The organism is Streptomyces sp. DS1-CR2, from assembly GCF_055760475.1.
This window is the reverse complement of the sequence record NZ_CM147085.1, coordinates 8,150,220-8,173,865: the sequence shown is the minus strand read 5'-3', so window position 1 is coordinate 8,173,865 and position 23,646 is coordinate 8,150,220. Positions and strand designations below refer to the sequence as shown.

The 23,646-nt window shown below is 69.4% G+C and carries 17 protein-coding genes and 1 pseudogene; 7 read left to right on the top strand and 11 right to left on the bottom strand.

What is annotated here, in order from left to right; all coding sequences use genetic code 11:
- Positions 1–143 precede the first annotated feature (143 nt).
- From ACY0PA_RS38145 to ACY0PA_RS38130, 4 genes and pseudogenes are all read right to left on the bottom strand, one after another.
- Positions 144–290 (bottom strand): hypothetical protein, encoded by a 147-nt coding sequence (locus tag ACY0PA_RS38145; protein WP_473081949.1) that lies wholly within the window; start codon positions 288–290, stop codon positions 144–146.
- A 9-nt stretch (positions 291–299) separates the two neighbouring features.
- Positions 300–1,826, bottom strand: coding sequence for an alpha-N-arabinofuranosidase (locus ACY0PA_RS38140; RefSeq protein WP_473086558.1), 1,527 nt, complete (start codon positions 1,824–1,826; stop codon positions 300–302).
- Between the two features lie 71 nt (positions 1,827–1,897).
- Positions 1,898–2,308, bottom strand: a complete 411-nt coding sequence (locus ACY0PA_RS38135) for a hypothetical protein (protein ID WP_473086631.1) — start codon at positions 2,306–2,308, stop codon at positions 1,898–1,900.
- Positions 2,259–2,853, bottom strand: a pseudogene (locus ACY0PA_RS38130) (glycoside hydrolase family 3 N-terminal domain-containing protein); the annotation flags it as partial. The pseudogene ACY0PA_RS38130 and the gene ACY0PA_RS38135, both read right to left, overlap by 50 nt.
- Positions 2,854–3,191: 338 nt before the next feature.
- On the opposite strand from ACY0PA_RS38130, the gene ACY0PA_RS38125 reads away from it, so the two are divergent.
- The 5 genes from ACY0PA_RS38125 (at position 3,192) to ACY0PA_RS38105 (ending at position 11,146) form a co-directional block, all read left to right on the top strand.
- Positions 3,192–4,874, top strand: coding sequence for an extracellular solute-binding protein (locus tag ACY0PA_RS38125; RefSeq protein ID WP_473081948.1), 1,683 nt, complete (start codon positions 3,192–3,194; stop codon positions 4,872–4,874).
- Entirely contained in the window at positions 4,874–5,938 is a 1,065-nt protein-coding gene (locus ACY0PA_RS38120) for an ABC transporter permease (RefSeq protein WP_473081947.1), read from the top strand. Before ACY0PA_RS38125 ends, ACY0PA_RS38120 begins: the two co-directional genes overlap by 1 nt.
- Complete coding sequence (locus ACY0PA_RS38115) at positions 5,935–6,861, top strand: carbohydrate ABC transporter permease (RefSeq protein WP_473081946.1); 927 nt, start codon at positions 5,935–5,937, stop codon at positions 6,859–6,861. Before ACY0PA_RS38120 ends, ACY0PA_RS38115 begins: the two co-directional genes overlap by 4 nt.
- Positions 6,862–6,941: 80 nt before the next feature.
- A complete protein-coding gene (locus ACY0PA_RS38110; protein WP_473081945.1) occupies positions 6,942–8,936 on the top strand; it encodes a beta-galactosidase in 1,995 nt (664 codons plus the stop codon).
- A complete protein-coding gene (locus tag ACY0PA_RS38105; protein ID WP_473081944.1) occupies positions 8,933–11,146 on the top strand; it encodes a glycosyl hydrolase family 95 catalytic domain-containing protein in 2,214 nt (737 codons plus the stop codon). The genes ACY0PA_RS38110 and ACY0PA_RS38105 overlap by 4 nt, the downstream gene beginning before the upstream one ends.
- Before the next feature lie 8 nt (positions 11,147–11,154).
- Here the strand turns inward: ACY0PA_RS38105 and ACY0PA_RS38100 are convergent, their stop codons facing one another.
- The 6 genes from ACY0PA_RS38100 to ACY0PA_RS38075 all read right to left on the bottom strand — a co-directional run bounded on the left by ACY0PA_RS38100 (position 11,155) and on the right by ACY0PA_RS38075 (position 19,295).
- Complete coding sequence (locus ACY0PA_RS38100) at positions 11,155–12,171, bottom strand: LacI family DNA-binding transcriptional regulator (RefSeq protein ID WP_473081943.1); 1,017 nt, start codon at positions 12,169–12,171, stop codon at positions 11,155–11,157.
- Positions 12,172–12,402: 231 nt separating this feature from the next.
- Positions 12,403–14,541, bottom strand: a complete 2,139-nt coding sequence (locus tag ACY0PA_RS38095; RefSeq protein WP_473081942.1) for a beta-galactosidase — start codon at positions 14,539–14,541, stop codon at positions 12,403–12,405.
- Positions 14,542–14,638: 97 nt separating this feature from the next.
- Positions 14,639–16,387, bottom strand: a complete 1,749-nt coding sequence (locus tag ACY0PA_RS38090) for a cellulase family glycosylhydrolase (RefSeq protein ID WP_473081941.1) — start codon at positions 16,385–16,387, stop codon at positions 14,639–14,641.
- Between the two features lie 50 nt (positions 16,388–16,437).
- Positions 16,438–17,931 carry a glycoside hydrolase family 43 protein gene (locus ACY0PA_RS38085; RefSeq protein WP_473081940.1) on the bottom strand — a complete coding sequence of 498 codons (1,494 nt, stop codon included), beginning with the start codon at positions 17,929–17,931 and terminating at the stop codon, positions 16,438–16,440.
- 62 nt (positions 17,932–17,993) lie between these two features.
- Entirely contained in the window at positions 17,994–19,019 is a 1,026-nt protein-coding gene (locus ACY0PA_RS38080) for a LacI family DNA-binding transcriptional regulator (RefSeq protein WP_473081939.1), read from the bottom strand.
- A gap of 84 nt (positions 19,020–19,103) precedes the next feature.
- On the bottom strand, positions 19,104–19,295 hold the full coding sequence (locus ACY0PA_RS38075) for a hypothetical protein (protein ID WP_473081938.1): 192 nt from the start codon (positions 19,293–19,295) through the stop codon (positions 19,104–19,106).
- Positions 19,296–19,332: 37 nt separating this feature from the next.
- Between ACY0PA_RS38075 and ACY0PA_RS38070 the strand changes: the two genes are divergently transcribed.
- Positions 19,333–20,895: a glycoside hydrolase family 140 protein gene (locus ACY0PA_RS38070; protein WP_473081937.1), complete on the top strand. Its 1,563-nt coding sequence runs from the start codon at positions 19,333–19,335 to the stop codon at positions 20,893–20,895.
- Positions 20,896–21,374: 479 nt separating this feature from the next.
- Positions 21,375–21,554 (top strand): hypothetical protein, encoded by a 180-nt coding sequence (locus tag ACY0PA_RS38065; protein WP_473081936.1) that lies wholly within the window; start codon positions 21,375–21,377, stop codon positions 21,552–21,554.
- A gap of 537 nt (positions 21,555–22,091) precedes the next feature.
- Here ACY0PA_RS38065 and ACY0PA_RS38060 read toward each other — a convergent pair.
- Positions 22,092–23,636, bottom strand: coding sequence for a glycoside hydrolase family 43 protein (locus ACY0PA_RS38060; protein ID WP_473081935.1), 1,545 nt, complete (start codon positions 23,634–23,636; stop codon positions 22,092–22,094).
- Positions 23,637–23,646: the final 10 nt, after the last annotated feature.

Sequence of the window (23,646 nt, the reverse complement as noted above, 5' to 3'; positions counted from 1 at the left end):
CCCCGCGCATCAACCCGCGCCTGCCGCCCCTCGGTGGCGCGCGGCAACGGCCGCTGTGCCCTCCCGCTCCAGTACCTCCCACGCGGCCAGGGCATGCCAATCAAGCCGGTCGGTGCGGCTGTACGCGAAGGAACGGTTCTGGATCAGCTCGGCGTACAGGCCGCCGCCCGCCGCATGGCTGAGGTCCTCGAAGAACGCCCCGAAGGATCGGGCGAGTTGGCGGTGCCGGACGCCACGGTGTCGCCGTGGATCACCGTCCCCACGGCGATGTCGGGCGTCCGGCTCGTCATGACGGCTCCTCAGTGCGTGCGGGCCACGGGGGCCTGGACGGTGACGAACGAGTGGGGAGGCAGCGTCAGAACGAGCCCCTGACCTGTTGGCTTCACGCCGTCGAACGGGCGCGGAACCACCGCCTCGGGCGAGTCCGGGGAATTGTGGACCTGGAGCCGGTCCGCGGTCAGCAGACGAGCGGTCGGCTCGCCAACCGCTCCCCCGCGCAGGTCGAGTGTCACCTCGACCTGTTCCTCAGCGTCGAGGTTGGACAGTGAGATCAGCACCGCGCCGTCCTTGATGCTGGCCGAGGCGGACAGCGTGTCGAGCTCGGCGTCCCCCACCCGGCGCCGGGCATCCTCGGTGCGCAGGTGCACGGCGAGTGAGGTGGCGTCCTGGTGGCCCTTGTTCATCTCGAAGACGTGGTAGGTCGGGGTGAGGACCAGCGCGTCGCCGTCGGTGAGGATCATGGCCTGCAGAACGTTGACGGTCTGCGCGATGTTCGCCATGTACAGACGTGCCGCGTGCTTGTGGAAGATGTCGAAGTGGGTGCTGGCCACCAGCGCGTCGCGCAGCGTGTTCTGCTGGAACAGGAAGCCCGGGTTGGTACCCGCCTCCACGTCCCACCAGGTGCCCCACTCGTCCAGGACCAGGCCGACCTTCCGGCCCGGGTCGTAGATGTCCATGACGGTGGAGTGGCCGCTGAGGATACGGTCGATCCGCTGGGCCGAGGCCATGGTGCGGTAGTAGCCCTCGGTGTCGAAGCCGGTGGCGCTGCCCTTCGCCTCCCAAGTGCCGGTCATCGTGTAGTGGTGCACGGATATGGCCTGGAAGAAAGTGCGCGGGGTGGCCACGCAGCCGAAGCAGTTGATCTGCTCCATCAGGGTGCGGGTCCACTTGTAGTCGTCGCCGGCCGCGCCCGAGGCGATGCGGTACAGCTTGTTGTCGCCGTGGTCCCGGCAGTACGTGGCGTACTGCCGGGCCAGATCTGCGGAGTACTCGGCGCGCATGTTGCCGCCACAGCCCCACGTCTCATTGCCGATGCCCCAGAACTTCACCCGCCAGGGCTCGTCACGGCCGTTGGCCCTGCGCAGCCTGGCCATGGGGCTGTCGCCGTCGCGGGTCAGATACTCGACCCACTCGCTCATCTCCTGCACGGTGCCGGAGCCGACGTTGCCGCTGATGTAGGGCTCGGCGCCCAGGAGTTCACACAGCGCCATGAACTCGTGGGTACCGAAGTGGTTGTTCTCCTCGACGTCGCCCCAGTGCGTGTTGACCATCCGTGGCCGCTGGTCACGGGGGCCGATGCCGTCCTTCCAGTGGTACTCATCGGCGAAACAACCACCCGGCCAGCGGAGGTTGGGGATGTTCAGGGCACGCAGCGCCTGGACGACGTCAAGGCGGATGCCGCCCTCGTTCGGGATCGTCGAGTCCTCCCCGACCCAGAAGCCGCCGTAGATGCAGCGGCCGAGGTGCTCGGCAAAGTGACCATAGAGATGTCGGCTGATCGTCGGGCCCTCGATGTCGAGGTCGACGATGGCGGTAACGGTGGACACGGGGGCTCCAAGGGGCTCGGGAGAATTCTGTATCGGTAAGAGAGTTGGGGGGGTACCTGGAGGGGAGGCCGTCAAGAGACCGGGGTGAAGGGCGGCTGCGCACCTCCTGGCTTGTCCCCGCTGTCGCGGATGACCCGCCCGTTGACGACGAGGTTCTCGAACGTGACGTCCTTGATGAGGTGGTCCCCGTCGAGGCCCACGAGCAGCGACGTACCGGCGTGAGTGCCGGTGTAGGTGAGGTCCTTGATGTAGACGTTCTCGATGCCGCGGCCGGGTGCGGTGTTCCACTTCGGCATGTAGGTGACCCGCATCTGGACGAGCTGGCCCCAGCGGATGTCCTCGACGCGGATGTTGTCGCACCCGACGTCGCGGATGAGGTTGCCGTGGATGCCTATGTTGATCGGGGGGCCACGTCTGCCCAGAGGCTGCAGATTCCTGGTCCGTCCAGGTCCGAAGGTGTTCCCGCAGGTACGGCGAGACATGGTTCGGCCGCCCGTTGACGAGGTTGTACGCGGGCATCACCCCGGCCACGGCGCCGGCCTCGACGGGGCGGCGGAAGGCGCGCATGTCGTACTCGTGGAGGACCCTCGGCCGTACCGAGGAGGACGAAGTCGACCTGTCCGTCTCGTTGTTGTGGGCCGGCCAGTGCTTGAGGACGGGGGCCGTCATCCAGTACGCCGGGTCGTCGCCGCGTAGGCCGCGGGTGTACGCCGTGGCGATCGCCGCCGTCAGGTGCGGGTCCTCGGCGTAGCCCTCCTCGTTCCTGCCCCACAGCGGGTGCCGCAGCAGACTGACCGTCGGCGCCCACACGTTGAGCCCCACCCGGTCGTCGCGTGCGCGCATCGCCCGCGTCTCCTGGGCGACCGCGTCGCCGACCCGGCGGACGAGGCCGTCGTTCCACCGCGGGGGTGAACTGGTGCAGGAATGCGATGCGTTCGTCGAGTGTGAGGCGGGAGAGGAGGTCGTCGACGCGCTGGTCCAGGGCGGCGGTGGGGTCGCGGAAGAGGGGCGGCGAGCTTTCGGTCACGTACTCAGATCCCTTGAGGAGGAGAAGCAGGATGCCAAGCAGGAAGAAGACCTGGAGGCCGAGCTGGAGGTGGTGCGGGAGCAGATGAGTCGAGGTTCGAAGCGCTTCGATGTTCCGTCGCCCCGACGCAGACGTCAAGGTGTTCCCCCAAGCTCACGCAGACTCGCAGAAGACCCCGTCAACCTCCCACTCTCCAATGGGCTCAGGGAAAGTTGACGCGAGTCTTGTGGCCCCACAGGTGGTCCCTTAACCTCGCTGCAATATCGAAGCGCTTCGAAGACTTGGTACTCCTGCCCGCGCTGTTCGTTCCGCAGTGTCGCGCCACGAAGGGTTGAACAATGACGCCGAACTCGTCGCCGGTTCCCGGTCCCCGGGCCCCCAGCCGGAGAAGCTTTCTCGCCTCCGCCGCTGTCGCCGCCGCGGCGGTCGCCGGTGGTGCCTCGTTCCTGACCGCCTGCGGAAGTGCCGACAGCGGTAAGCGGGAGGGGGCCACCTCGGACAAGGCGGCCAAGAAGCTGCTGCCGGCCTTCGTCGCCAGTTCGGTCGCTGAGCCGGACATCCCGGCGAAGAACGGCTCGGCCGCCGGGTTCACCAGCAAGGTCGATCTCGACGCGTTCGCCACCTCGGTCCCGGACAAGCTGGGCACCGGCGCCCCGCTCAAGATCATGTCTCCCTTGTGGGGCGCGGCGCCCAAGGGGAACTGCGCGTACTACACGCAGCTCGACAAGATCGCGGGCACGGACATCACCTGGCAGAACCAGGACGGCAACACCTACGGCGAGAAGCTCGGCGCGGTCCTCGCCTCCAGCTCCATACCGGACATGGTGGTCGTGCCGGGCTGGGAGCTGGAGGGCAAGATCGCGAACGCGATCACCCGGAAGTTCATGGACCTGAGCCCTTATCTCGCCGGCGACAAGGTGAAGAAGTACCCCAACCTCGCGGCGATCCCCACCGAGGCCTGGAAGATGGGCATCTTCGGCGGCGCGCTGCGCGGCATCCCGACGCCGAGCCCCGCCGCCAGCTTCATCTGCCCCTTCTACCGCAAGGACATCTTCGAGGACCGGGGATACGAAGTCCCCACGTCAACGGATGAGTTCATGGCCTGGGCCAAGGACGCCACCAGCGCCAAGGCCAAGGTGTACGCCTGCGGGGACATGTCCTGGAGCGCCGCCAACATCTTCGGAGTCGGCGGCTCCGGATCGCTCGGCTGGAACATGGAGGACGGCAAGCTCAAGTACCGCATCGAGCGGCCCAATTACCTCGAGGCCCTCGAGTGGTCCCGCAAGCTCTTCGCCGCGGGCGTCGTGCACCCCGACGACAAGGCGCGCTCCGGCGACCCGAGCGTCCGCTTCGCGGCCGGCGAGGTCCTCCTCTACAACGGCGGTATCAGCGACTGGTACGTGCGGACCGCGGAACAGGCCGCCGCCAACAAGGACTTCGAGATCGGGGCCATGGACCTGTTCGGTCCCGACGGCGGCGACCCGGCCCTGTGCCCGGGCAATGCGTCCGGCATCTGGTCCATGATCCGCGAGGGCTCCTCGAAGACCACAATCGAGAACGCGCTCGCCGCCGCCAACTTCGCGGCCGCCCCCTACGGCACGAAGGAGCGGATGCTCGTCGACTACGGCGTCCAAGGAACCCACTACGACGTCAAGGGCGGCGTGCCGACCAAGACCGACCGCGGCGACGCCGAGGTCGTCAACGCCTGGATGATGCTGGCCGCCCCTGCCCCCTACTTCGCCCACCCCGACTTCCCGCAGGTCGCCAAGGCGCAGGTCGAGTGGCAGCAGCGGATGGGTGCCTTTTCCAAGAAGCCCTCCACGTACGGCATGAACATCGTCGAGCCCAGCCGGTACGCGGAACTCACCTCCCAGTTCGAGCAGTTGGAGATCGACTTCGTGCGCGGCAACAAGAAGCTCGCCGACGTGCAGCAGGCCATCTCGCGGTGGAAGTCGTCCGGCGGCGACGAGCTGCGCGACTGGTACAAGAAGATCCTCGACGAGAACGGCAGCGCGAACTGATGGCGCTCGAAGCCGGCAGCCGGCCCGGGGGAGGGGGGACGCCGCAGGCCGCGGAGGACCGCACCTCACTGCCCCAGGCGCCGGCCGACGGGAAGCAGGCCGCCGCACCCTCTGCACGACGGCGCCCGCGGTCGGTCAAGGTCAACTGGCGCATCAGACTGCGCCGCGACCGCGTCCTCATCCTGATGACACTGCCCGCCATAGCGCTGTTGCTGGTCTTCAACTACGTACCGCTGCTCGGCAACGTGATCGCGTTCCAGGACTACGACCCGTACATCTCGACCAACGGGATCGTCGCGATCTTCCAGAGCCCCTGGGTCGGCGTCGAGCAGTTCTCCAAGATGTTCACCGACCCGTTGTTCTGGGCCGCGACCGAGAACACCCTGGTGCTGTTCTTCATCCAGCTGGTGCTGTTCTTCCCGGTCCCGATCGTGCTCGCGCTGATCATCAACAGCGTAGTCCGGCCCCGGGTCCGGGCCGTCGCCCAGGCGATCATGTATCTGCCGCACTTCTTCTCCTGGGTCCTGGTCATCACCGTCTTCCAGCAGATCTTCGGCGGGGCGGGCCTCATCGCCCAGATCCTCCAGGACCACGGGGTGCATGGCTTCGACCTGATGACCAACTCGGGGATCTTCAAGTACCTCGTCACCGCCGAGTCGGTCTGGAAGGACGCCGGTTGGGGCATCATCATCTTCCTCGCCGCGCTCTCCGCGGTCAGCACCGACCTGTACGAGGCGGCCGCGATGGACGGCGCGAACCGGTGGCGCCGGATGTGGCACGTGACGCTGCCCGCCATGCGCCCGGTGATCGCGCTGCTGCTCGTCCTGCGGGTGGGAGATGCGCTCAGCGTCGGCTTCGAGCAGTTCCTGCTGCAGCGTGACGCGGTGGGGGCGGGAGTGAGCGAAGTCCTCGACACATATGTGTGGAACGTAGGTATCCATAACGGCGACTTCAGTTACGCGGCCGCGGTCGGCCTCGTCAAGGGCGTCATCGGCATCTGTCTCGTCCTGGGCGCGAACAAGTTCTCGCACCTCCTCGGCGAGCAGGGGGTGTACAAGAAATGACACTCAACACGCAACTGGTCCGCAGCCTGCAGGCACCGCAGCGACCGGTGTGGGAGGAAGCCCCGAACAAGGCCGGGATCACGCTGAAGAGCGGCTTCCTCGCCCTGTGCTGTCTCGGTGTCCTCGGCCCGCTGTGGATCGTGATCGTCACCAGCCTCTCGCCGAAGGCGGTGATCGACCAGGCCGGCGGTCTGGTGTTGGTCCCCAAGGGCATCACCTTCGTCAACTACACCGAACTGCTCGGCGGTGGCCAGGTCAGCCGGGCGATCATGGTGTCGGTCGGGGTCACCCTCGTCGGCACGCTCTTCTCGATGACGGTGTCGGTGCTCGCCGCCTACGGGCTCTCGCGGCGGGGCAGCCTCGGCCACAGCGCGCTCCTGATGACGCTGATGGCAACCATGTTCTTCGGGGCCGGCCTCATCCCCACCTATCTGCTCGTACAGACCCTCGGCCTGACCGACAGCTATCTGTCACTGATCCTGCCGACCGCCGTGAGTGTCTTCAACATCCTGGTACTGCGGGCCTTCTTCATGGGCATCTCGCCCGAGCTGACCGACGCCGCGCGCATCGACGGTGCCGGTGACCTGCGCATCCTCCTCACCATCGTGATGCCCCTCTCGCGGGCGGTGCTCGCGGTCATCTCGCTTTTCTACGCGGTCGGTTACTGGAGCGCCTGGTTCAACGCCTCCATCTACCTGTCCGACCAAGACATGATGCCGCTGCAGAACGTCCTCATCCAGCTGGTGCAGAAGCACACCCAGGCACCCACCGGCCTGCAGCAGGCGGTGCGTACCGGTGAACTCTCGGCGCTGGGGCTGCAGATGGCCGTGATGGTGATGGCGCTGCTGCCCGTCGCGGTGCTGTCCCCGTTCGTCCAGAAGCACTTCCGCAAGGGCATGCTCACGGGGGCGATCAAGGGCTGACGCCCTGGCCGGCGATCTCGAAACAGCGCCGTTCCCCTGGCCGTCTCCACTCCTCCCCACTTGCAGAACGAGGTATCTCCTTGCCCGCCACCAAGAAACCCACGCTCGCCGACGCCACGCGCGGCCGGATTCTCTTCGGCGGCGACTACAACCCCGAGCAGTGGCCCGAAGAGACCCTGCATGAGGACATCCGTCTGATGAAGGACGCCGGGGTCAACTCCGTCACCCTCGGTGTCTTCTCCTGGGCGAAGCTCGAACCGCGGCCAGGGGCAAGGGAGTTCGGCTGGCTGGACCGGCTGATGGACCTGATGCACGAGAACGGCATCGGTGTCGTCCTCGCCACCCCCACCTCCTCGCCCCCGCCGTGGATGGGCCGTCTGCACCCCGAGACGCTGCCCCGTGACGAGGACGGGCGCCCCGAGTGGTGGGGCGGCCGCCAGCACTTCTCGCACTCCAGCGCCACCTACCGCCGCTACGCCGCGGCCATCTCCGAGGACCTCGCCGCCCGTTACGGCAGTCACCCGGCCCTGCGCATGTGGCACATCAACAACGAGTACTGCACCTACGACTGGGGCCCCGAGGCCGAGGCCGCCTTCCGGCGCTGGCTGCAGGAGAAGTACGGCAGTCTCGACGCCCTCAACGAGGCGTGGGGGACCGCCTTCTGGAGCCAGGGATACGGCGACTGGTACGAGGTGCTGCCGCCGCGCCGCGCGCACTACATGAAGAACCCGACGCAGGCCTTGGACTTCAAGCGGTTCACGTCCGACGCGCTGTTGGAGTGCTACCTCGCCGAGCGTGACATCGTGGCCCGGCACAGCCCGGACATCCCGGTGACCACCAACTTCATGCCGTTCTGGCAGGGGCAGGACGCCTGGCTCTGGGCCGAGCGGGAGGACGTCGTCTCCATCGACATCTATCCGGATCCGCGGGATCCGTTCGGCGGGCAGCACGGGGCGCTGATTCACGACATGACGCGTTCGCAGGCCCGCGGCGGTCCCTGGATGGTCATGGAGCAGGCCGCCGGTCCCGTCAACTGGCGGGGCGTGAACCACCCCAAGCCGGCCGGCCTCAACCGTCTCTGGTCTCTCCAGGCCGTGGCCCGCGGCGCCGACGCCGTCTGCTACTTCCAGTGGCGGCAGTCCCGGCAGGGCTCCGAGAAGTTCCACTCGGGGATGGTCAGCCACGCGGGGGAGCACGGACGTACCTTCCAGGAGGTCAAGCGGATCGGCGCCGAACTTGCCCTGATCGGCGAGAAGGTGGCCGACAGCCGTGTCGAGGCCGCCGAGGTCGCCGTTCTCCTCGACTGGAACGCCTGGTGGGCGAGCCAGCAGGACGGGCGGCTGTCCTCGGAGGTCGGCTTCCCGCAGGTCGTCCGCTCCTGGCACCGCGCCCTGTGGGAGGCGCACACCACTGTCGACTTCGCCCACCCCGAGCACGACCTGTCCGCGTACAAGCTGGTCGTCGTCCCGCAGCTGTACCTGATGACGGACGCGGCGATCGACAACCTCGTCGACTACGTCGCGAACGGCGGCACCGTCGTCGCCGGATTCCAGACTGGCGTCGCCGATCAGGACGACCGGGTGCGGCCGGGTGGCATGGACCCCCGGCTGCGCGAGCTGTTCGGCATCCGGGTGCTGCACGAGTGGTGGCCGCTGGACTCCGGCGAGAAGGCCGACGTCGAGGGCTTCCACGGCACCCTGTGGTCCGAGGAGATCGAGGCGGCGGACGACGTGGACGCCGTCACGCCGTACAAGGGCGGCGAACTGGACGGGCTCCCCGCCGTGCTGCGCAAGGGCCGCGCCTGGTACCTCTCCACACTTCCCGAGCCGCACGCCCTGCGCGTGCTGCTCGCCGACATCGCCGCTGACGCGGGCGTACGGCCGGCCCTCGACGGTCTCCCGGCCGACGTGGAGGCTGTACGCCGGGGCGGACTGCTGTTCCTGCTCAACCACGGGCGTGACGGCGTCACCGTGTCGGTTCCGGATGGTCATCGCGATCTGCTGACCGGCGTGGATGTCACCGAGGGCGTGGAGCTGGGCCGGTACGGCGTCGCTGTCCTGGAGCCGACGTCATGACCGGTCCCCGCCACGGCACCTGGGAACCCGCCCCCGCCGCCCGCTGGGAGGACGCCTTCCTGAGCGGCAATGGCCGGCATGGCGTCATGGTGTTCGGTGATCCGAACAGTGATCGCGTCATCGTCAACCATCACACCTTGGTCCGTCCCAACGGCAGCGAGCACGCCCGGCCACCCGCCCTCGCCGCCGAACTGCGGGGAATCCAGGACCGGTTGCTGGCCGGAGACGTCACGGCGGCCGAAAGCTTCACCGACGGCCGGGACATGCTCTGGGTGCAGCCCTTCCACCCGGCCTTCCAGGTGCGGCTGCGCCGCCCGGCCGGCCCGGAGCCTGAGGGCGTCTACCGTCGTGAGGTCGACTTCACCACCGGCGTCGTCACCGCTGAAAGCGGCGACTGGCGCAGCGAGGTATTCGTCTCCCGGGCCGACGATGTCGTGGTCCAGCACGTCACCGAGCCCGGCCTCAGCGCATACATCACCCTGGACCACCAACTGCCGGGCTCGCCAGGGGACTTGAAGGTCGGCCACAGTGCCGTCCTCACCCCGGAGGGCGCCATCCTCACCCTGCGCGCCCGCTACCCCGGCAGCGACCGGGCGTACACGGGTGTCACGCTCGCCATCGTCTCCGGGGGACATACGCAGACGTCCGTGCCCGGCATTCGCGTCGAGAACGCCCGCTCCATACTCCTCCTCACCCGGGTGCGGCGCCACACCGGCGAGTTGGACGCCCTCGCCGAGGCGCAGGCGCTGCGCGCCCTGCTGTCCGACGGCGCGGACGAGGAGCCGTACGACCGCCTTCTCGCCCGCCACGCCGACCTGCACCGCCCGGCCTACCTCCGCGCAGGCCTCGACCTCGGCGCCGACGAAGCCGAACGCGCCCTGACTGGTGCGGAGTTGGTGCGTCGCCCGAAGAGCTTGGCACTGGTGGAGCGCCTCTTCGCGGCAGGGCGCTACCACCTGCTGTCCTCCGCAGGAATGCTGCCGCCGCGCCTCACCGGCCTGTGGACCGGCGACTGGAACACCGCCTGGTCCGGCGCGTTCACCACCGACGCCAACGTCAATCTCCAGATCGCCTCGGCCGCCGCGGCCGCGCTCCCGGAGGTGACCGAGGCGCATGCCGCTCTGATCCACGGCCAGGTGACCGACTGGCGCGACAACGCCCGCGTGATCTTCGGCGCGCGCGGCGTCGTCGCGCCCGCCCATACCGACGGTGAGTCCGGGCACGTCTACCACTTCAGCCGCGAATACCCGCTGCACCTGTGGACCGCCGGCGCCGACTGGCTGCTCAAGCCGCTCGTCGAGCATGACGAGACGCGCGGCGAGCGTGAGCCGCGTACCGCCGTCGTCCTCGCCGAAGTCGCCCTGTTCTATGAGGACTTCCTGACCCGGACGGACAGCGACGGGCGGCTGGTCGTCGTTCCCTCCTACTCGCCGGAGAATCGTCCCGCGAACGCGAGCTGGGTCACGGTCAACGCCGCGATGGACCTCTCGGCGGCCCGGTATGCCTTGCGCGCCGCGGCCGACTACCACCCGGACACCCCGGACGCCGACCGCTGGCGTGCCCTGGCCGACCGGCTGCCGGCCCACCGGATCAACGCCGACGGGGCGCTCGCCGAATGGGCCTGGCCCGGTCTGGAGGACACCTACGACCACCACCACCTCAGCCACCTCTACGGCGTCTGGCCGCTCGACGAGATCACCCCGTACGACACCCCCGGCCTCGCGGCGGCCGCCCACCGCGCCCTCGAACTGAGGGGAGCCGAGAACGACTCCGCGCACGGCCACCTCCACCACGCGCTGATCGCGGCCCGGCTCCGGGACGGCGAGCGCGTCGCCCGCGCGCTCGATCATGTGCTGGGCGGCGACTTCTTCCACGCCTCCCTGATGAGTGCGCACTACCCGCACCGCCACGTCTACAACGCCGACGCCGCACACACTCTGCCCGCTGTGCTGATCGAGATGCTCGCGCAGTCGACCCCGGAACGGCTGGTCCTCCTCCCGGCGCTGCCCGCGGCGTACCCCCAGGGGCAGCTTCGTGGCATCCGCACCCGGTTCGGAGCCGAGGTCGACCTCACCTGGAGCCCCCACCGGGCGACCGCGGTGGTCCGCCCCACGCGCACCCACGACGTCGAACTCCGGACGTCCTCCGGCGCCGAACCGCTCCACCTCGTCGCCGGAGAAGACCACGTCCTCCACCTGGAAGCGTGGTAATCCCGAGGTCAGGAGGTGCTGGAGGGGGCAGGTCCGGTGCTCGCCCGTACCGTCAACTCCGGTGTGATCAGGACGACTTCGTCCTTGCCGCGGCCGTCGAGCTTGGCGACCAGGCGCTCCACGGCGTGCCGGCCCATCTCTTGCGCGGGGATGGCGACGGACGTGAGCCGCACCGAGGCCTGGACGGCCACCTGGTCCGGGCAGACCGCGACCACCGACACGTCCTCGGGCACGGCACGTCCCTGCTGGCGCAACAGGCCGAGCAGCGGCTCGACCGCCGACTCGTTCTGCACGACGAACCCGGTGGTGCCCGGGCGCTCGTCGAGGATGCGGGCGAGGGTGACGGCCATCGCGTCGTAGCCGCCCTCGCACGGCCGGTGCAGCACCCTGATGCCCCTCTCCCGTGCCCGGGAACGGAGTCCGTCGAGGGTGCGTTCGGCGAAGCCGGTGTGCCGCTCGTAGACCGCGGGGGCTTCGCCTATGACAGCGATGTCGCGGTGGCCGAGCACCGCCAGATGCTCGGCGCACAGCGCGCCCGTCGCCTTGAAGTCGAGGTCGACGCAGGTCAGTCCGGAGGTGTCGGCGGGCATTCCGATCAGCACGGACGGCTGGTCCGTGCCGCGCAGCAAGGGCAGCCGCTCGTCGTCCAGTTCGACGTCCATCAGGATCATCGCGTCGGCGAGCCCGCTGCCGGTGACGCGGCGCACGGCGTCGGGGCCCTCCTCGCCTGTCAGCAGCAGCACGTCGTACCCGTGCGTCCGGGCCGTCGTGGCGACCGCGATGGCGATCTCCATCATCACCGGCACGTACATGTCGGTGCGCAGCGGGACCATCAGCGCGATGATGTTCGACTTGCTGCTGGCCAGGGCCCGCGCGCCGGCGTTCGGGTGGTAGCCGAGCGTGTGGATGCTTTGCTCGACCCGCAGCCGGGTGGTCGGGGAGATGGACCGCTTGCCGCTGAGGACATAGCTCACCGTGCTCGCCGAGACTCCGGCGTGCTGGGCGACCTCGGCGAGGGTGACCATCCAACTCTCCAGCGGGGTGAAGCGCTTCGATAGTGCGCAGGGTGTACAAGGGCAGGCATGAGCGTGGTTCGACACTAGCTCTCGGCGGCGTGGGTGTCCAGAGAAGTATCGAAGCGCTTCGACGCCCGACGACCTTCTTTCTCTGCGGTGACGGTTCTCGGAGTGCCGCAACCGGCACGGCCGTCGGCGGCCACGGGGGCGTGGCCGCCGACGGCCTCGGACGGTGAGCGGTTACCGGTCCTTCGTCGGTGCTGTCGCGAAGACCCGGACGTCCCATGCATCGAGGTGTACGGGCGTACCGGCCGGGACCGCGGTGCCGTCCAGGACGTCGGTCAGATCCACGTCCACGGGAGCCTGGGCGGTCGCCGGCTGCCAGCTCCAGTTGTGGACGACATGGACGCGTCGGCCGTCCGCGGCGGTGCCGGTGGCGGCCGTGACCGAGTCGGGCAGGTCCTGCCAGCCGCTGCGCGGCGCGGGTGCGAGCCAATCGGCGAGCGCGCGGGCCAGATCGCGGCCGGGCACGGTGCCGACGCAGGTGACACGCCCGGCGCCGTGACGGCGGGTGGTGACGGCGGGCCAGCTCCCGAAGTGCGGGTGGTCGTACTCGGCCAGGACGTCGGCGTCGTCGACGGCCAACCCCTCCACCCACCGAGTCGCCACGGCGTCGGCGGACAGCGCGAGGGGGCTGTCGGGGGTGCCGCGCAGCGGCAGGTCGACGTGCAGGTTGCTGAACTCGTCGTAACGGACGCCCGCGGCCTGCACCAGGCGCGCCGGTGTCACCTCGTGGCGCGCTCGTGCCTCGTGGTCGCCGTAGCCGGTACGCGGTCCGAGTACGAGGTGGCCGCCCGCCTCGGCGTACGCGGCGAGCCAATCGAGCATCCCGTCGTCCGCCACGTACAGCCCGGGGGCGATGAGCACAGAGTGCTGCTGAGCAGCCAACTCCGGTGTTATGCCGGGGCGTTCACCGCTCGGGTCGTGCAACTGGCGGGCGTGCAGGATCCGTACCTGCCGTCCCGCCTCGAACGCGCCCCGGTAGAACGGTTCGAAGATCCCCTCGTACGCATACGCGTCCGGCCCGCCGTCGGAACCGGCCAGCGGCGGGTGCTTGCGCATCAGCCACTTGCTCGGCGCCGAGTACACCATCGCGATGTCGGCGTCCGGCGTGATCCCGGCGACGAGGTCACCCGCACGCTCGAACTCCTTTCCCAGCCGGGCCAGTTCACGGTAGGCGCGCCCCGGCTTGCCGCTGTGCGGAAGGACTCCGCCCCAGTACGTCTCGGCGCCGAAGTGCAGCGTGTGCCAGTGCCAGTACTCGATCATGCGGGCGCCGCGTGCGACCAGCGCCCACGCGGCCTGCCGCCACTGGCCGTCGAAGGCGGGCCGGTTGTCGGAGGGGCCACCGATGGCCTGGGCGTTGGTCTCCGTGATCAGGAACGGCTCCTGGCGCGAGGAGTAGAGCCGGTCGGCGCTAAGGTGCAGCGCCCACGCCCCGTACGCCATCCACTGCTGCGGCAGCTTCTTGCGCGGCGGTTCGGGCATCGTGAGGCTGTCCTGCATGTCGTAGTACGGGTTGCCCGCGGTGACGTCCAGGGCGTCGGTCATCTCGTCGTCCTCGAGCCCCGGGGAGCCGTAGGCGAGGCACGTGGTGACGAACTGCTCCGGCCTCGCGTACTCGCGCACGATGCCGGCCTGCCAGGCGATGAACTCCGTGGTCTGGCGCGCCTGGAACGCCTGCCAGGCCAGGTCGTACTGCGGCTGCGCGTTGCCCTCCGGCTTCCACAGGTCGGCCCAGGTGGAGAGCCGGTGCGACCAGTACACCAGCCCCCACTCGCGGTTGAGGGTCTCCACATCGCCGTAGCGCTGCCGCAGATCGTCCACGAACCGCTGGAAGACTCCGTGATTGTGCGGCAGTCGCGGGCCCGGCTCGTTGTCGACCTGGAAGCCGATGGCCGCGGGGTGGGAGGCGTAGCGGGCCACGATCGCGCGGATCACCCGCTCGGCGTGGAACCGGAAGGCCGGGTGCGTGATGTCGACCTCGTGGCGGGCGCCCCACCCGGCGGGCTTTCCGGCGGCGTCCTCGGCGGCGATCTCCGGGTACTGCCGGGCCAGCCACGGCGGCACCGCGTAGGTGGGAGTTCCGAGGACGACGGAGATGCCGCGCTCGTGGGCGCCGTCGAGGACCGGCTGCAGCCAGTCGAGCTCGAGGTGCCCGTTCTCCGGCTCCCAGGTGGACCAGACCGACTCGCCGACGCGGATGACGGTGAACTTCGCCTCCGCCATCAGATCCAGGTCGGTCTTCAGACGCTCGTGGGGCTGGTACTCGTGGTAGTACGCGGCGCCGAACAGGACGCGCGCAGGCAGATCGGCCATGGGGAATTCCTTCATGAGGCGAGGGACACAGAAGGGCCCCGGCTGCCGAGCACGGGACGTGAGCCCGGCAGCCGGGGCGACAGGGGGTGGTGGGCGGTCAGGTGGTCGAACCGGTCACCGACGTACCGGACTTGGTCACGTGGTAGGTGAGCTTGGCACCGCTGTAGAAGTAGAAGGTGAGCTTCACCGGTGCGTCGTCGCGCAGGGAGGTGAGGAACGCGTTGGTGAGGGTGATGGTGTTGCCCGCGTAGTCGGGGGTGAAGGAGACGTTGAACTCCTGGAACGACGTCCAGTTCGTGGGGCCTGCGTTGCTGCCGTCGGCGTAGGTGGCCTCCATGGTGGCGAGCTGGTCACCGCGGAACTGGGTGGGGATGGGCAGGGAGCCGGTGGTTCCGTTGACGTCGGCCTGCTGCGGAGTGTCGTACGTCGTGACATGGATCTTCCAGGGCAGGCCCTGGGAGAACCGCGCCTCGATCGTGGCGTTGTCGCCGTACGAGCGGTCGCCGACCAGCCGGGTCAGTGCCGCTGCCGTCAGGGTGAGCCTGTCGCCGGCGACCGTGTAGTCCGATCCCTCGGCGAGCTTGCGTTCCCCCTGCCAAAGCCCTTGGAACGACAGGCCATTGAGGTTGAGCGTGAGCGACTGGTCCGTGATCGTCCCGGACTTGGGGACGAAGACGCGGTCGAAGGACGACGTGCCCGAGCGGGTGGTCCAGCTCGACTTGATCCAGTCGAAGAGCTCCTGGTCCCGCCACTGCCCGGTGGCGCGGTTCAGGTAGGAGAAGGGGTCCCACAGGGCCGTGGTGACGCCGGCCTCGCGTGCCGCGTAGCCCACCTGCTCGTAGTACTTCAGGGCCTCGCCCCGCTCGACACGGTCCGGGTGGTTCTGGTCGGGATAGCTGAGGAGGCCGTACTCGCCGAGATAGACGGGGATGCCCTTGGCGACGAACGTGTCGTGCATGCGGGTGAAGGCGCCGGTCAGATCCTTCTGGGCGGCCTCGTCGTAGTGGCTGCCGCCCGCGATGTTCACGCTGAAGGGGTACCAGCTGTAGTAGTGCACGGTGGCCACAAGGTTGGAGTCATTGAGCCGCTTGATGGTGGTGGACAGGTCGTCCATGACGGCCTGGTCCGGAGTGCAGTACTGCGTCGGCAGCACCAGCAGACGCTTCGCGTTCTGCCCGCCGGAAGCGCGGACGATCTTGTGGAACGAGGTGTTCAGCTCGTCGAGGAGCTTGGTCTTCTGCTCGGCCGTGGCGTTGTCGAACTGCGGTTCGTTGACGCTTTCGAAGAGCAGGGTGCGCGGCTCGTCCTTGAAGGCCGAGGAGATCTGCGTCCAGGTCGAGTTGAAGCGGGCCAGCACGTTGTCGTGGTCGGTGGGCATCTTGCTGATCCACTGCCACGAGTCGTGGTGGACGTTGATCACCACGTACAAGCCGTCGGCCAGCGCCCAGTCGACGACCTGCTTCACGCGGCTCATGTACGTGGCGTCGACGGTGTAGGGCGCGGTGGAGGACTGGTGGTCCGTCCACGTCACCGGGATGCGGACGCTGCGGAAACCCTGCGCGCGGATCGTGTCGAAGAGCTTCTTCGTTGTCAGCGGGTTGCCCCAGGACGTCTCGTCCGGGATGGCGTCCAGCGTGTTGCCGAGGTTCCAGCTGGGCTGCATCGCGGCGACAGCGTCCGTCGCCGTGGCCGGGACGCGCACCTTGTTCGGGGCGGCCTCGGCGGCGGGAGCGGTGAGTGTGGTGCCGAGGGTCAGCCCGATGGCGGCGACCAGTGCGAGCAGCAGGCTCGTCAGGTGTCTCGGTGCGCTGCCAGGGCGGCGCGCGGCTTGGTGCGGCTCTCTCATGTCCCTTTCACCCTTCTGAATGGTGGAGGAGTCGAGCAGGAGGTGATGCCTCACGCCTTCAGCGGCTCGTAGTCGAACCAGTCGAAGTGGGCGACGCCCCGGGCGGCGTACAGGCCGATGACACGGCCGGTGAAACCGCCGGCCACCTCGGTCGACAGATAGCGGCCGTCGAGCGTCGCGAGCGAGGTGAAGGTGCCGTCGGGCAGCTCGATGCCGAGGGAGACGGCGTCGGGTCCGGTGCGCGCGTCGTGCGGTGTGGGCGGCTCGGAGATCCGCACGCCGAGGACGACCGGGCCCGCCGGCACCGACTGGGTGGCCACGACGGCTCGCACCGAGCCGACGCGCGAGACCACCCGCACCTGGGTGCCGTCCGTCTCGATCCCGTAGTGGTGTTGTTCGTCGAGCCGGACGGCGAGCCCGCCGCAGCCCTGCGCCGGATCGATCGACGTGCGTGCCCGGCACGCCAGATGCTGCTGGCGCCGGCCGATGAAGACGGCGTCGGGCTGGTCCAGGGAGGCGCCGCGTGCGCGCAGCGTGAGCGACCCTGGGCGCTCCTTGGTGGTGCAGTGATCGGTGGACCGGTCGCGTACGGAGATCCAGGACGGATGCAGTTCGCTGAGGTCGAAGTCGTCGCGGTAAGGCCCGCCGAACGCGTCGTCGCCGGGTGCAAGGAGTTCGCCGACGACCGGCCAGCCGTTCTCCCAGGTGACCGGGGCGAGGAAGGTCTCGCGGCCGAGGACGTGCCATCCGGGGGTGCCGCCGCGCGGCCGCACGCCGAGGAACACCATCCACCACGAGCCGTCCGGGGCCTGCACCAGGTCGCCGTGACCGGTGTTCTGGACGGGGTGGTCGGTGCCGCGGTGGGTGAGGATCGGGTTGGCCGGGCACGGCTCGAAGGGGCCGTTGGGAGTGCTGCCGCGGGCGATGGAGATCCCGTGCCCTCGCTCCGTGCCGCCCTCGGCGATGAGCAGGTACCAGTAGTCGCCGATCCGGTACAGATGGGGCGCCTCCGGGGCCTTGGCGCCGGGCCCGCCGGACCAGAGCCTGTGCGGTGTTCCGTACGTCTGCCCGGTGGACGGGTCGATACGGACCTGCGAGACCCCGGCGACCGTGCACCAGCAGGTGCCGTCCTCGTCCCAGACCAGGTCGGGATCGATGCCGGGGACACCTGGCGCCCAGACGGGGTCCGACCATGGTCCGGCGGGGTCGGTGGCCGTGACGATCAGATTGCCGCCGCCCTCGCTGCAGTTGGTGACGATCAGCCAGAAGCGGCCGTCGTGGTGGCGCAGCGTGGGCGCGTAGATGCCGGCGGACGACGGCATGGAGGCGGGCAGGCGCAGTTGCTCCGGCCGGTCGAGGGCGTTGCCGATCTGGGTCCAGTGCACCAGGTCGCGGCTGTGGAAGAGGGGGATGCCGGGGAAGTACTCGAAGCTGGAGCATGCGAGGTAGTAGTCGTCGCCGACGCGGCAGACACTGGGATCGGGGTGGAGGCCGGGGAGGACGGGGTTGGCGAAGCTCGCGCCCGCCGGGCGCTGGTCGGACACGATGGGTCCTTTCGTTGGTGCAGCGGTGGATCGTGCTGGGGGTTCGGACGGTTCACGGGGGCTTACGACAACTCGGCCGGGCCTGTGCTCTGACGTACCGTCAAGATCGGTTCCAGCAAAACCCGTTCGTCTCCCGGAGCGGTGTGCTGTGATGCCGCGTTCAGGCGGCGCAGCACCTGCTCCACTGCCACCCGGCCCAGTTCCTTGGACGGTCCCGACACGGCGGTGAGGGCGGGCGTGTGCTGCTCAGCGAGCTGCTCCGCGCAGAGAGCGATCACCGAGGCGCCCTCGGGGACCGCCCGCCCGCGGGTGCGCAGCAGAGTGAGCAGCGGGCCGATCGCCCCCTCGTTCTGCACGACGAACCCGGTGGTTCCCGGCCGCTCGGCGAAGATGCGGTCGAGTGCCTGGGCGGTGCTCTCGTACGTGCCCTCGCAGGGGCGGTGCAGGAAGCGCAGGCCGCGCTGTCCGGCCCGCTCGGCGAACCCTGCGAGGGTGCGTTCGGCGTACCCGGCGTGCCGTTCGTAGATCCGGGAGCCGTAGCCGATGAAGGCGATGTCCCGGTGGCCGAGGTTGCCGAGGTGGTCCGCGCACAGCGCGCCCGCCGCGGCGAAGTCATGGTCCACGCAGGATAGTTGGCGCGAATCGTCGGGCAGACCGATGAGCGCGGCCTGCGTGCCCTGCTCCCGCAGTACCGGGATGCGCGGGTCGTCGAGCTCGACGTCCATGAGGATCACGCCGTCCGCGAGACCGCTCGCCGCGACGCGCCGCACGCCCTCAGGACCTTCGTCGCTCGTGATCAGCAGGACGTCGTAGGCGTGACGGCGGGCGGTCGTGGTGACGCAGACGGCGATCTCCATCATGACCGGGAGGTACATGTCGGTGCGCAGCGGCATGACCAGCGCGATGATGTGCGAGCGGCGGCCGGCCAGCGCCTTGGCGCCGGCGTTGGGGTGGTAGCCGAGCTCGGCCACGGAGCGCTGCACACGGCGCCGGGTCGCGTCGGACACTGAGGTCCTGCCGTTGAGCACGTAACTGACGGTGCTGGTCGAGACGCCCGCGCGCCGGGCCACGTCGGCGATGGTCACCATGGTGGTGTCTCGGCTTCCTTCCTGTCGGCCGGGGCGGCCCTTCCCCCGAGGGAGAGCGCGAGAGTGTCGAAGTGTCGAAGCGCTTCACTTCGCGACGCAAGCTAATGAGGTCTTTCCAGCGAAACAAGGGGTTGGACTAAAAGAAACTTTCTTCATTTCGGGCATTGACACCCGATCAGGGGCGATGACAGCGTCGAAGCGCTTCACCACTGCTTTCCTGTCCCACTCGTTCCGCAGCACGGCGCCCTTCTCGCCCTTGGGGGCGGCGTCGATCAAGAGATTCGACGTTCGACGAGAGAACGGATCCGCTCCCGTGACCGGGCCGCACACCCCCTGGTCCCCGGTGGACATCCCCTTCGAGGCCACCGAAGACCACCACTTCCCCTACACCGACGTCGAGTTGGAGGCCACGTTCACGCACCCCGCCAGCGGAACGGTCGTCCGCAGGCCGGCCTTCTGGGACGGCGGCCGCCGCTGGGCCGTCCGCTTCGCCTCACCCGGACTGGCCGGTGAGTGGACCTGGCGGACCGTCAGCAGCGTGGCGGATCCGGGACTTCACGGCCGTACGGGAACCCTGACCATCGGCGAGACGGACCCCGCCGCCGCCTCCCCCTTCCGCCGCCACGGCTTCTGGCGGATGTCACCGGGCGGCCGCAGCCTCGTGCACGCCGACGGCACACCCGCCCTCATAGCCGCCGACACGGCCTGGGGCCTGCCCTGGCGCGCCACTCCCGAGCAGGCCCGCACGTACGCCACCGACCGCGCCGCCAAGGGCTTCAACGCGGCGCTCCTGATGAGCGTCATGCCCGACATGGACGCCCGCGGCCCGCGCGACCGCACCGCCGACGGCGGCTTCGACATCGCCTTCGAGGACCTGCAGGACGGGGGCCTGGACCGGCTGGTCCCGGCGTACTTCCAACGCCTCGACGAACTCCTCGGCATCCTCGACGCGCACGGCATCGCGCCCGTCCTCCAGCCCGTCTTCCACGGCTTCGGCTGGAAGGGCCTGCGCGTGGCCGGTCCTGTCGTGGCGCCTGCCTCGTACGCCCGTTACTGCCGCTATCTCGTCGCGCGTTACGGTGCATCACCCGCCGTCTGGCTGGTCGGTGCGGACGGGCGCGGCGACGAACCGCAGATCGCCGCCGGTGGCCGCGAGATCGAGGCCTGGGACGACTACCACCAGCCGACCGGCATCCACTACCGCCCGCACGGCCCCAACAACGCCTCACAGGGCGCCAGTTGGCTGGACTTCCAGTGGTGCCAGACCGGTCACCGCGGCGAGCACCTGCCCGAGCGCGTCGCCGACATGTGGCGCAACCTCCCGGTCAAGGCGGTCGCCAACGGCGAGCCCAGCTACGAGCACACCGGTGGGCGTGGCAGGGCGGCCGGCTGGTGGCAGGGGCACGAGGCGTGGAGCAATCTGTGCGCGGGCGGCACGATGGGCGTCGTGTACGGGGCGGGCAGCCTGTGGCAGTGGGTGCAGCGCGTGGACGAGCCCGGCCAGGCCCCGTTCTTCATGGCGCCGGGGGCGAGTTGGCGCGAGGCCCTGGACTTCGAGGGGTCCTCGTACGTCGGCCTGCTGCGCCGCATCCTCGACGGCGTCCCGACCACCGACATGGCCCCCGACTGGCAGACCTGCCTCGCCACCCGCGGGCTCCTCTCCCCCGGCCGCCTCTTCCTCGCCTACAGCGAGCACGGCGGGCCGCTGCAGTTCAGCCCCGACGCGGGTGACACGGTGCCCCTGCCGTACCGGGTCGTCGACCCGCGCACGGGCAAGACGGTGACCTCCGGCGTGCGCACCGGTCCGCTCGACCTCGTCGAGGCACCGGAGGGGGAGCCGCTGGTCTATCTGTTCTTCGAGGGGGCGCACGCGTAGGGGGCTGCGTCAGGTTGCGGCCGGTGGGAGAGCGACTGTACGGAACCGGGCGTTGCCCGTGCTGGACGCTCGCCGACGGCGTCGCGTTGTCGCGCCGGGCCCGTGACGTGATCACGGGAGTCGGCAGGGAGACCCCACCCCCGGGAGAGGAGCCGCCACCGTCGCCGACCTGACGAACGGCGACGGAGAGCCGCCCAAACTGGAGCAGATGGCGTTCGCGCACCGGATCCGCGAGGACTTCCAGCGGATCCAGATGGAGGCGGAATGGCGCGATCGGCGGGGAAGGCCTGGTCCAGGATCCACTGCGGGTCTTCCGGCCGGCCCTGGCCGCGGCGTGCCTGACAGGCCCGGAAGAGCAGGTCGGGGCTGGTGATGCAGACGACGTCGGCGCCGTACCCGAGGTTCGCGAGCCAGTCGGCGCCGGCCAGGGCGTCCGGGACCATGGCGCCCATCGCGGCGAGTGTGACGACGGGGGCGCTGTGCTGTCGCAGGCGGTACGCGCCGACGGCCACCTGACGGCGGCGACGTTCCAGAAGGCCACAGCCGACACCTCGACCACCCTCGCCCTGCACGACACCACCGGCGAACACCCCACCACCACCCAGGACCTGCTCGCCCTCGCCCAAGACAATGTCGTAGGCGCCGAACACACCTCATGAGCAAGATCCGTGCGACCGCCTGGAACGGCGACCAATGGGACGCCCCCGACCAGGACCCGCTCTACGACCTCCAGAACAAACTCAACCTCGTCCACCGATTCCTGATCATCGAGCGGACCGACAGCTGCCTCATCCAGGTAGACCTTGCCCTCGGCGGTCACCAGCTCGGTCATGTCGCCAACCAGCCTCATGCCCAGCCACGGCGCAGTGAAGTCCCGCCGGATCAGGTCGGCGGCGAACACCGCCTTCTTCGCCCGCCGGGTCAGCCCGCGCCGTCGGCGCAGGGTGACCCGACGATGCGATGCTCGCGCATCAGGCGTTCGACCTTCCTGGCGTTCACCACCCGCGCGGCCCGACGCAGCGCGGCATGGACCCGCGGGCGCCGTAGGCACCCCGCGAGCCGGGGTGCAACACCCGTATCTGGTCGGGCTGTCCAGGTGGTCACAGGGGGTGCCTCAGTTCCGGCACGACGCGATGCCCGTGCAACGCATCGTGCGCACCGCGCTGTTCGGCCGAGGGCCGGACTGCGTCGGATGGTCAGGGCGTGCTCAACTCGGAGCGTTCCACCAGCACTTCGCCGCCGAGGGCCTGGGTGGCGTGGTTGAAGACGGCGAAGCGGTAGCCCATGAAGAAGTGAGGCCTCTCGTTCATGGTGAAGGCCGGGCCGAGCGGGGTGAAGGTGGTGCCGTCGGTGCTGTAGGAGAACGTCGCCTGGCGGCCCGGCCCCGGGCTGATGTCGGCGGCGGCGCGCAGCCAGACGCGGCTGCCGGGGAGGTCGGCGCCTGCCCGCTCGGTGCCGGTACCGGTGGTGTTCCAGTCGGTGTCCAGGGTCAGGCCGTCGAACATCACCAGCCTGCTGACGCCGTCCTGCCGCGTGACGCCGATCCAGGCGGAGGAGTCCCGCAGCATCGCAAGACCGGCCCGGTCGCCGTCCGCCATCCCGGAGCAGTCGAGCACGACGGTGGCGGTGGAGGCGGGGCCCTGGATGCGGCGGGTGAGGGTGTTACGGGCGTTGTAGAGGTCGTCGGTGACGGTGGCGGTCCTGAGGGTGAGCCCGTTGTCCACGGTGAACGCGGCGGTGTCGGGGTTGTGGTTCCACTCCCAGTACGGCGCCAGCGCCGTCCCCTCGAAGGTGTCGGCGCCGGTCATCGGCGGGAGCGGGTGCGGGGTGACCGGGTAGGCGTATTTCTCGCCCCACGCGCCGTCGACGGTCTGGAGCTCGGGCCACCCCTCGGCGTTCCAGGTGACCGGGGCCAGGGCGGGGACGCGGCCGCCGGGATAGGCGTCGATGAAGCCCATGTAGTACCAGTCGCCGTTCGGGGTGTCGACCAGCGAACCCTGGTGCGGCACACCGCCGCCGGGGATCGGGCCGGGCAGGTCCAACAGCACCTCCCGCATCTCGTACGGGCCGAAGGGTCCTGAGGTGGACTTCCAGATGTACTGGCCGTTGGCCGGGCGGGTGACGAAGATGTAGTAGTTCCCGTTGATCTTGTAGAAGCGGGAGCCCTCCATCAGGTGCATCTCGTCGGGCTTGGTGAGCACGCGCTCGGACCTGACCTCGGTGCGCAGGTCCGGGGCGAGCTGCACGACGTGGATGTCGTTGGCGCCGTGCGCCACGTACGGGGTGCCGTCGTCGTCGAAGAGCAGCCCCGCATCGTAGTAGACGCTGCCGATCTCGGCGTGCCGGGTCCAGGGGCCCGCCGCGTCGGTGGCGCTGTATACGTACGTCCGCTGGTTGCCGATCTGGCCCACCCAGTAAAAGGTCTCGTCGCTGGGGCGGTGGCGCATCGAGGACGCGTAGATGCCCTCGACGTACGCCCGTCCGCCGTTGAGGTCGTACGCGTCGCCGAAGTCGAGGACCGGCACCGAGTGGCCGATGAACTCCCAGTCGACCAGGTCGTAGGAGCGCAGGACGGGCGCGCCCGGCGAGTAGTGCATGGTCGAGCCGGAGTAGTAGTACGTGTCGCCGACGCGGATGACCTCGAGGTCGGCGAAGTCCTGCCAGATCACCGGGTTGGTGAACTGCTCCTGCTGGGCCGTCGTGTCTTTCCGGCGGCTGCGGGGGTGTTGGAGCCGGGACATTCGAGATCAG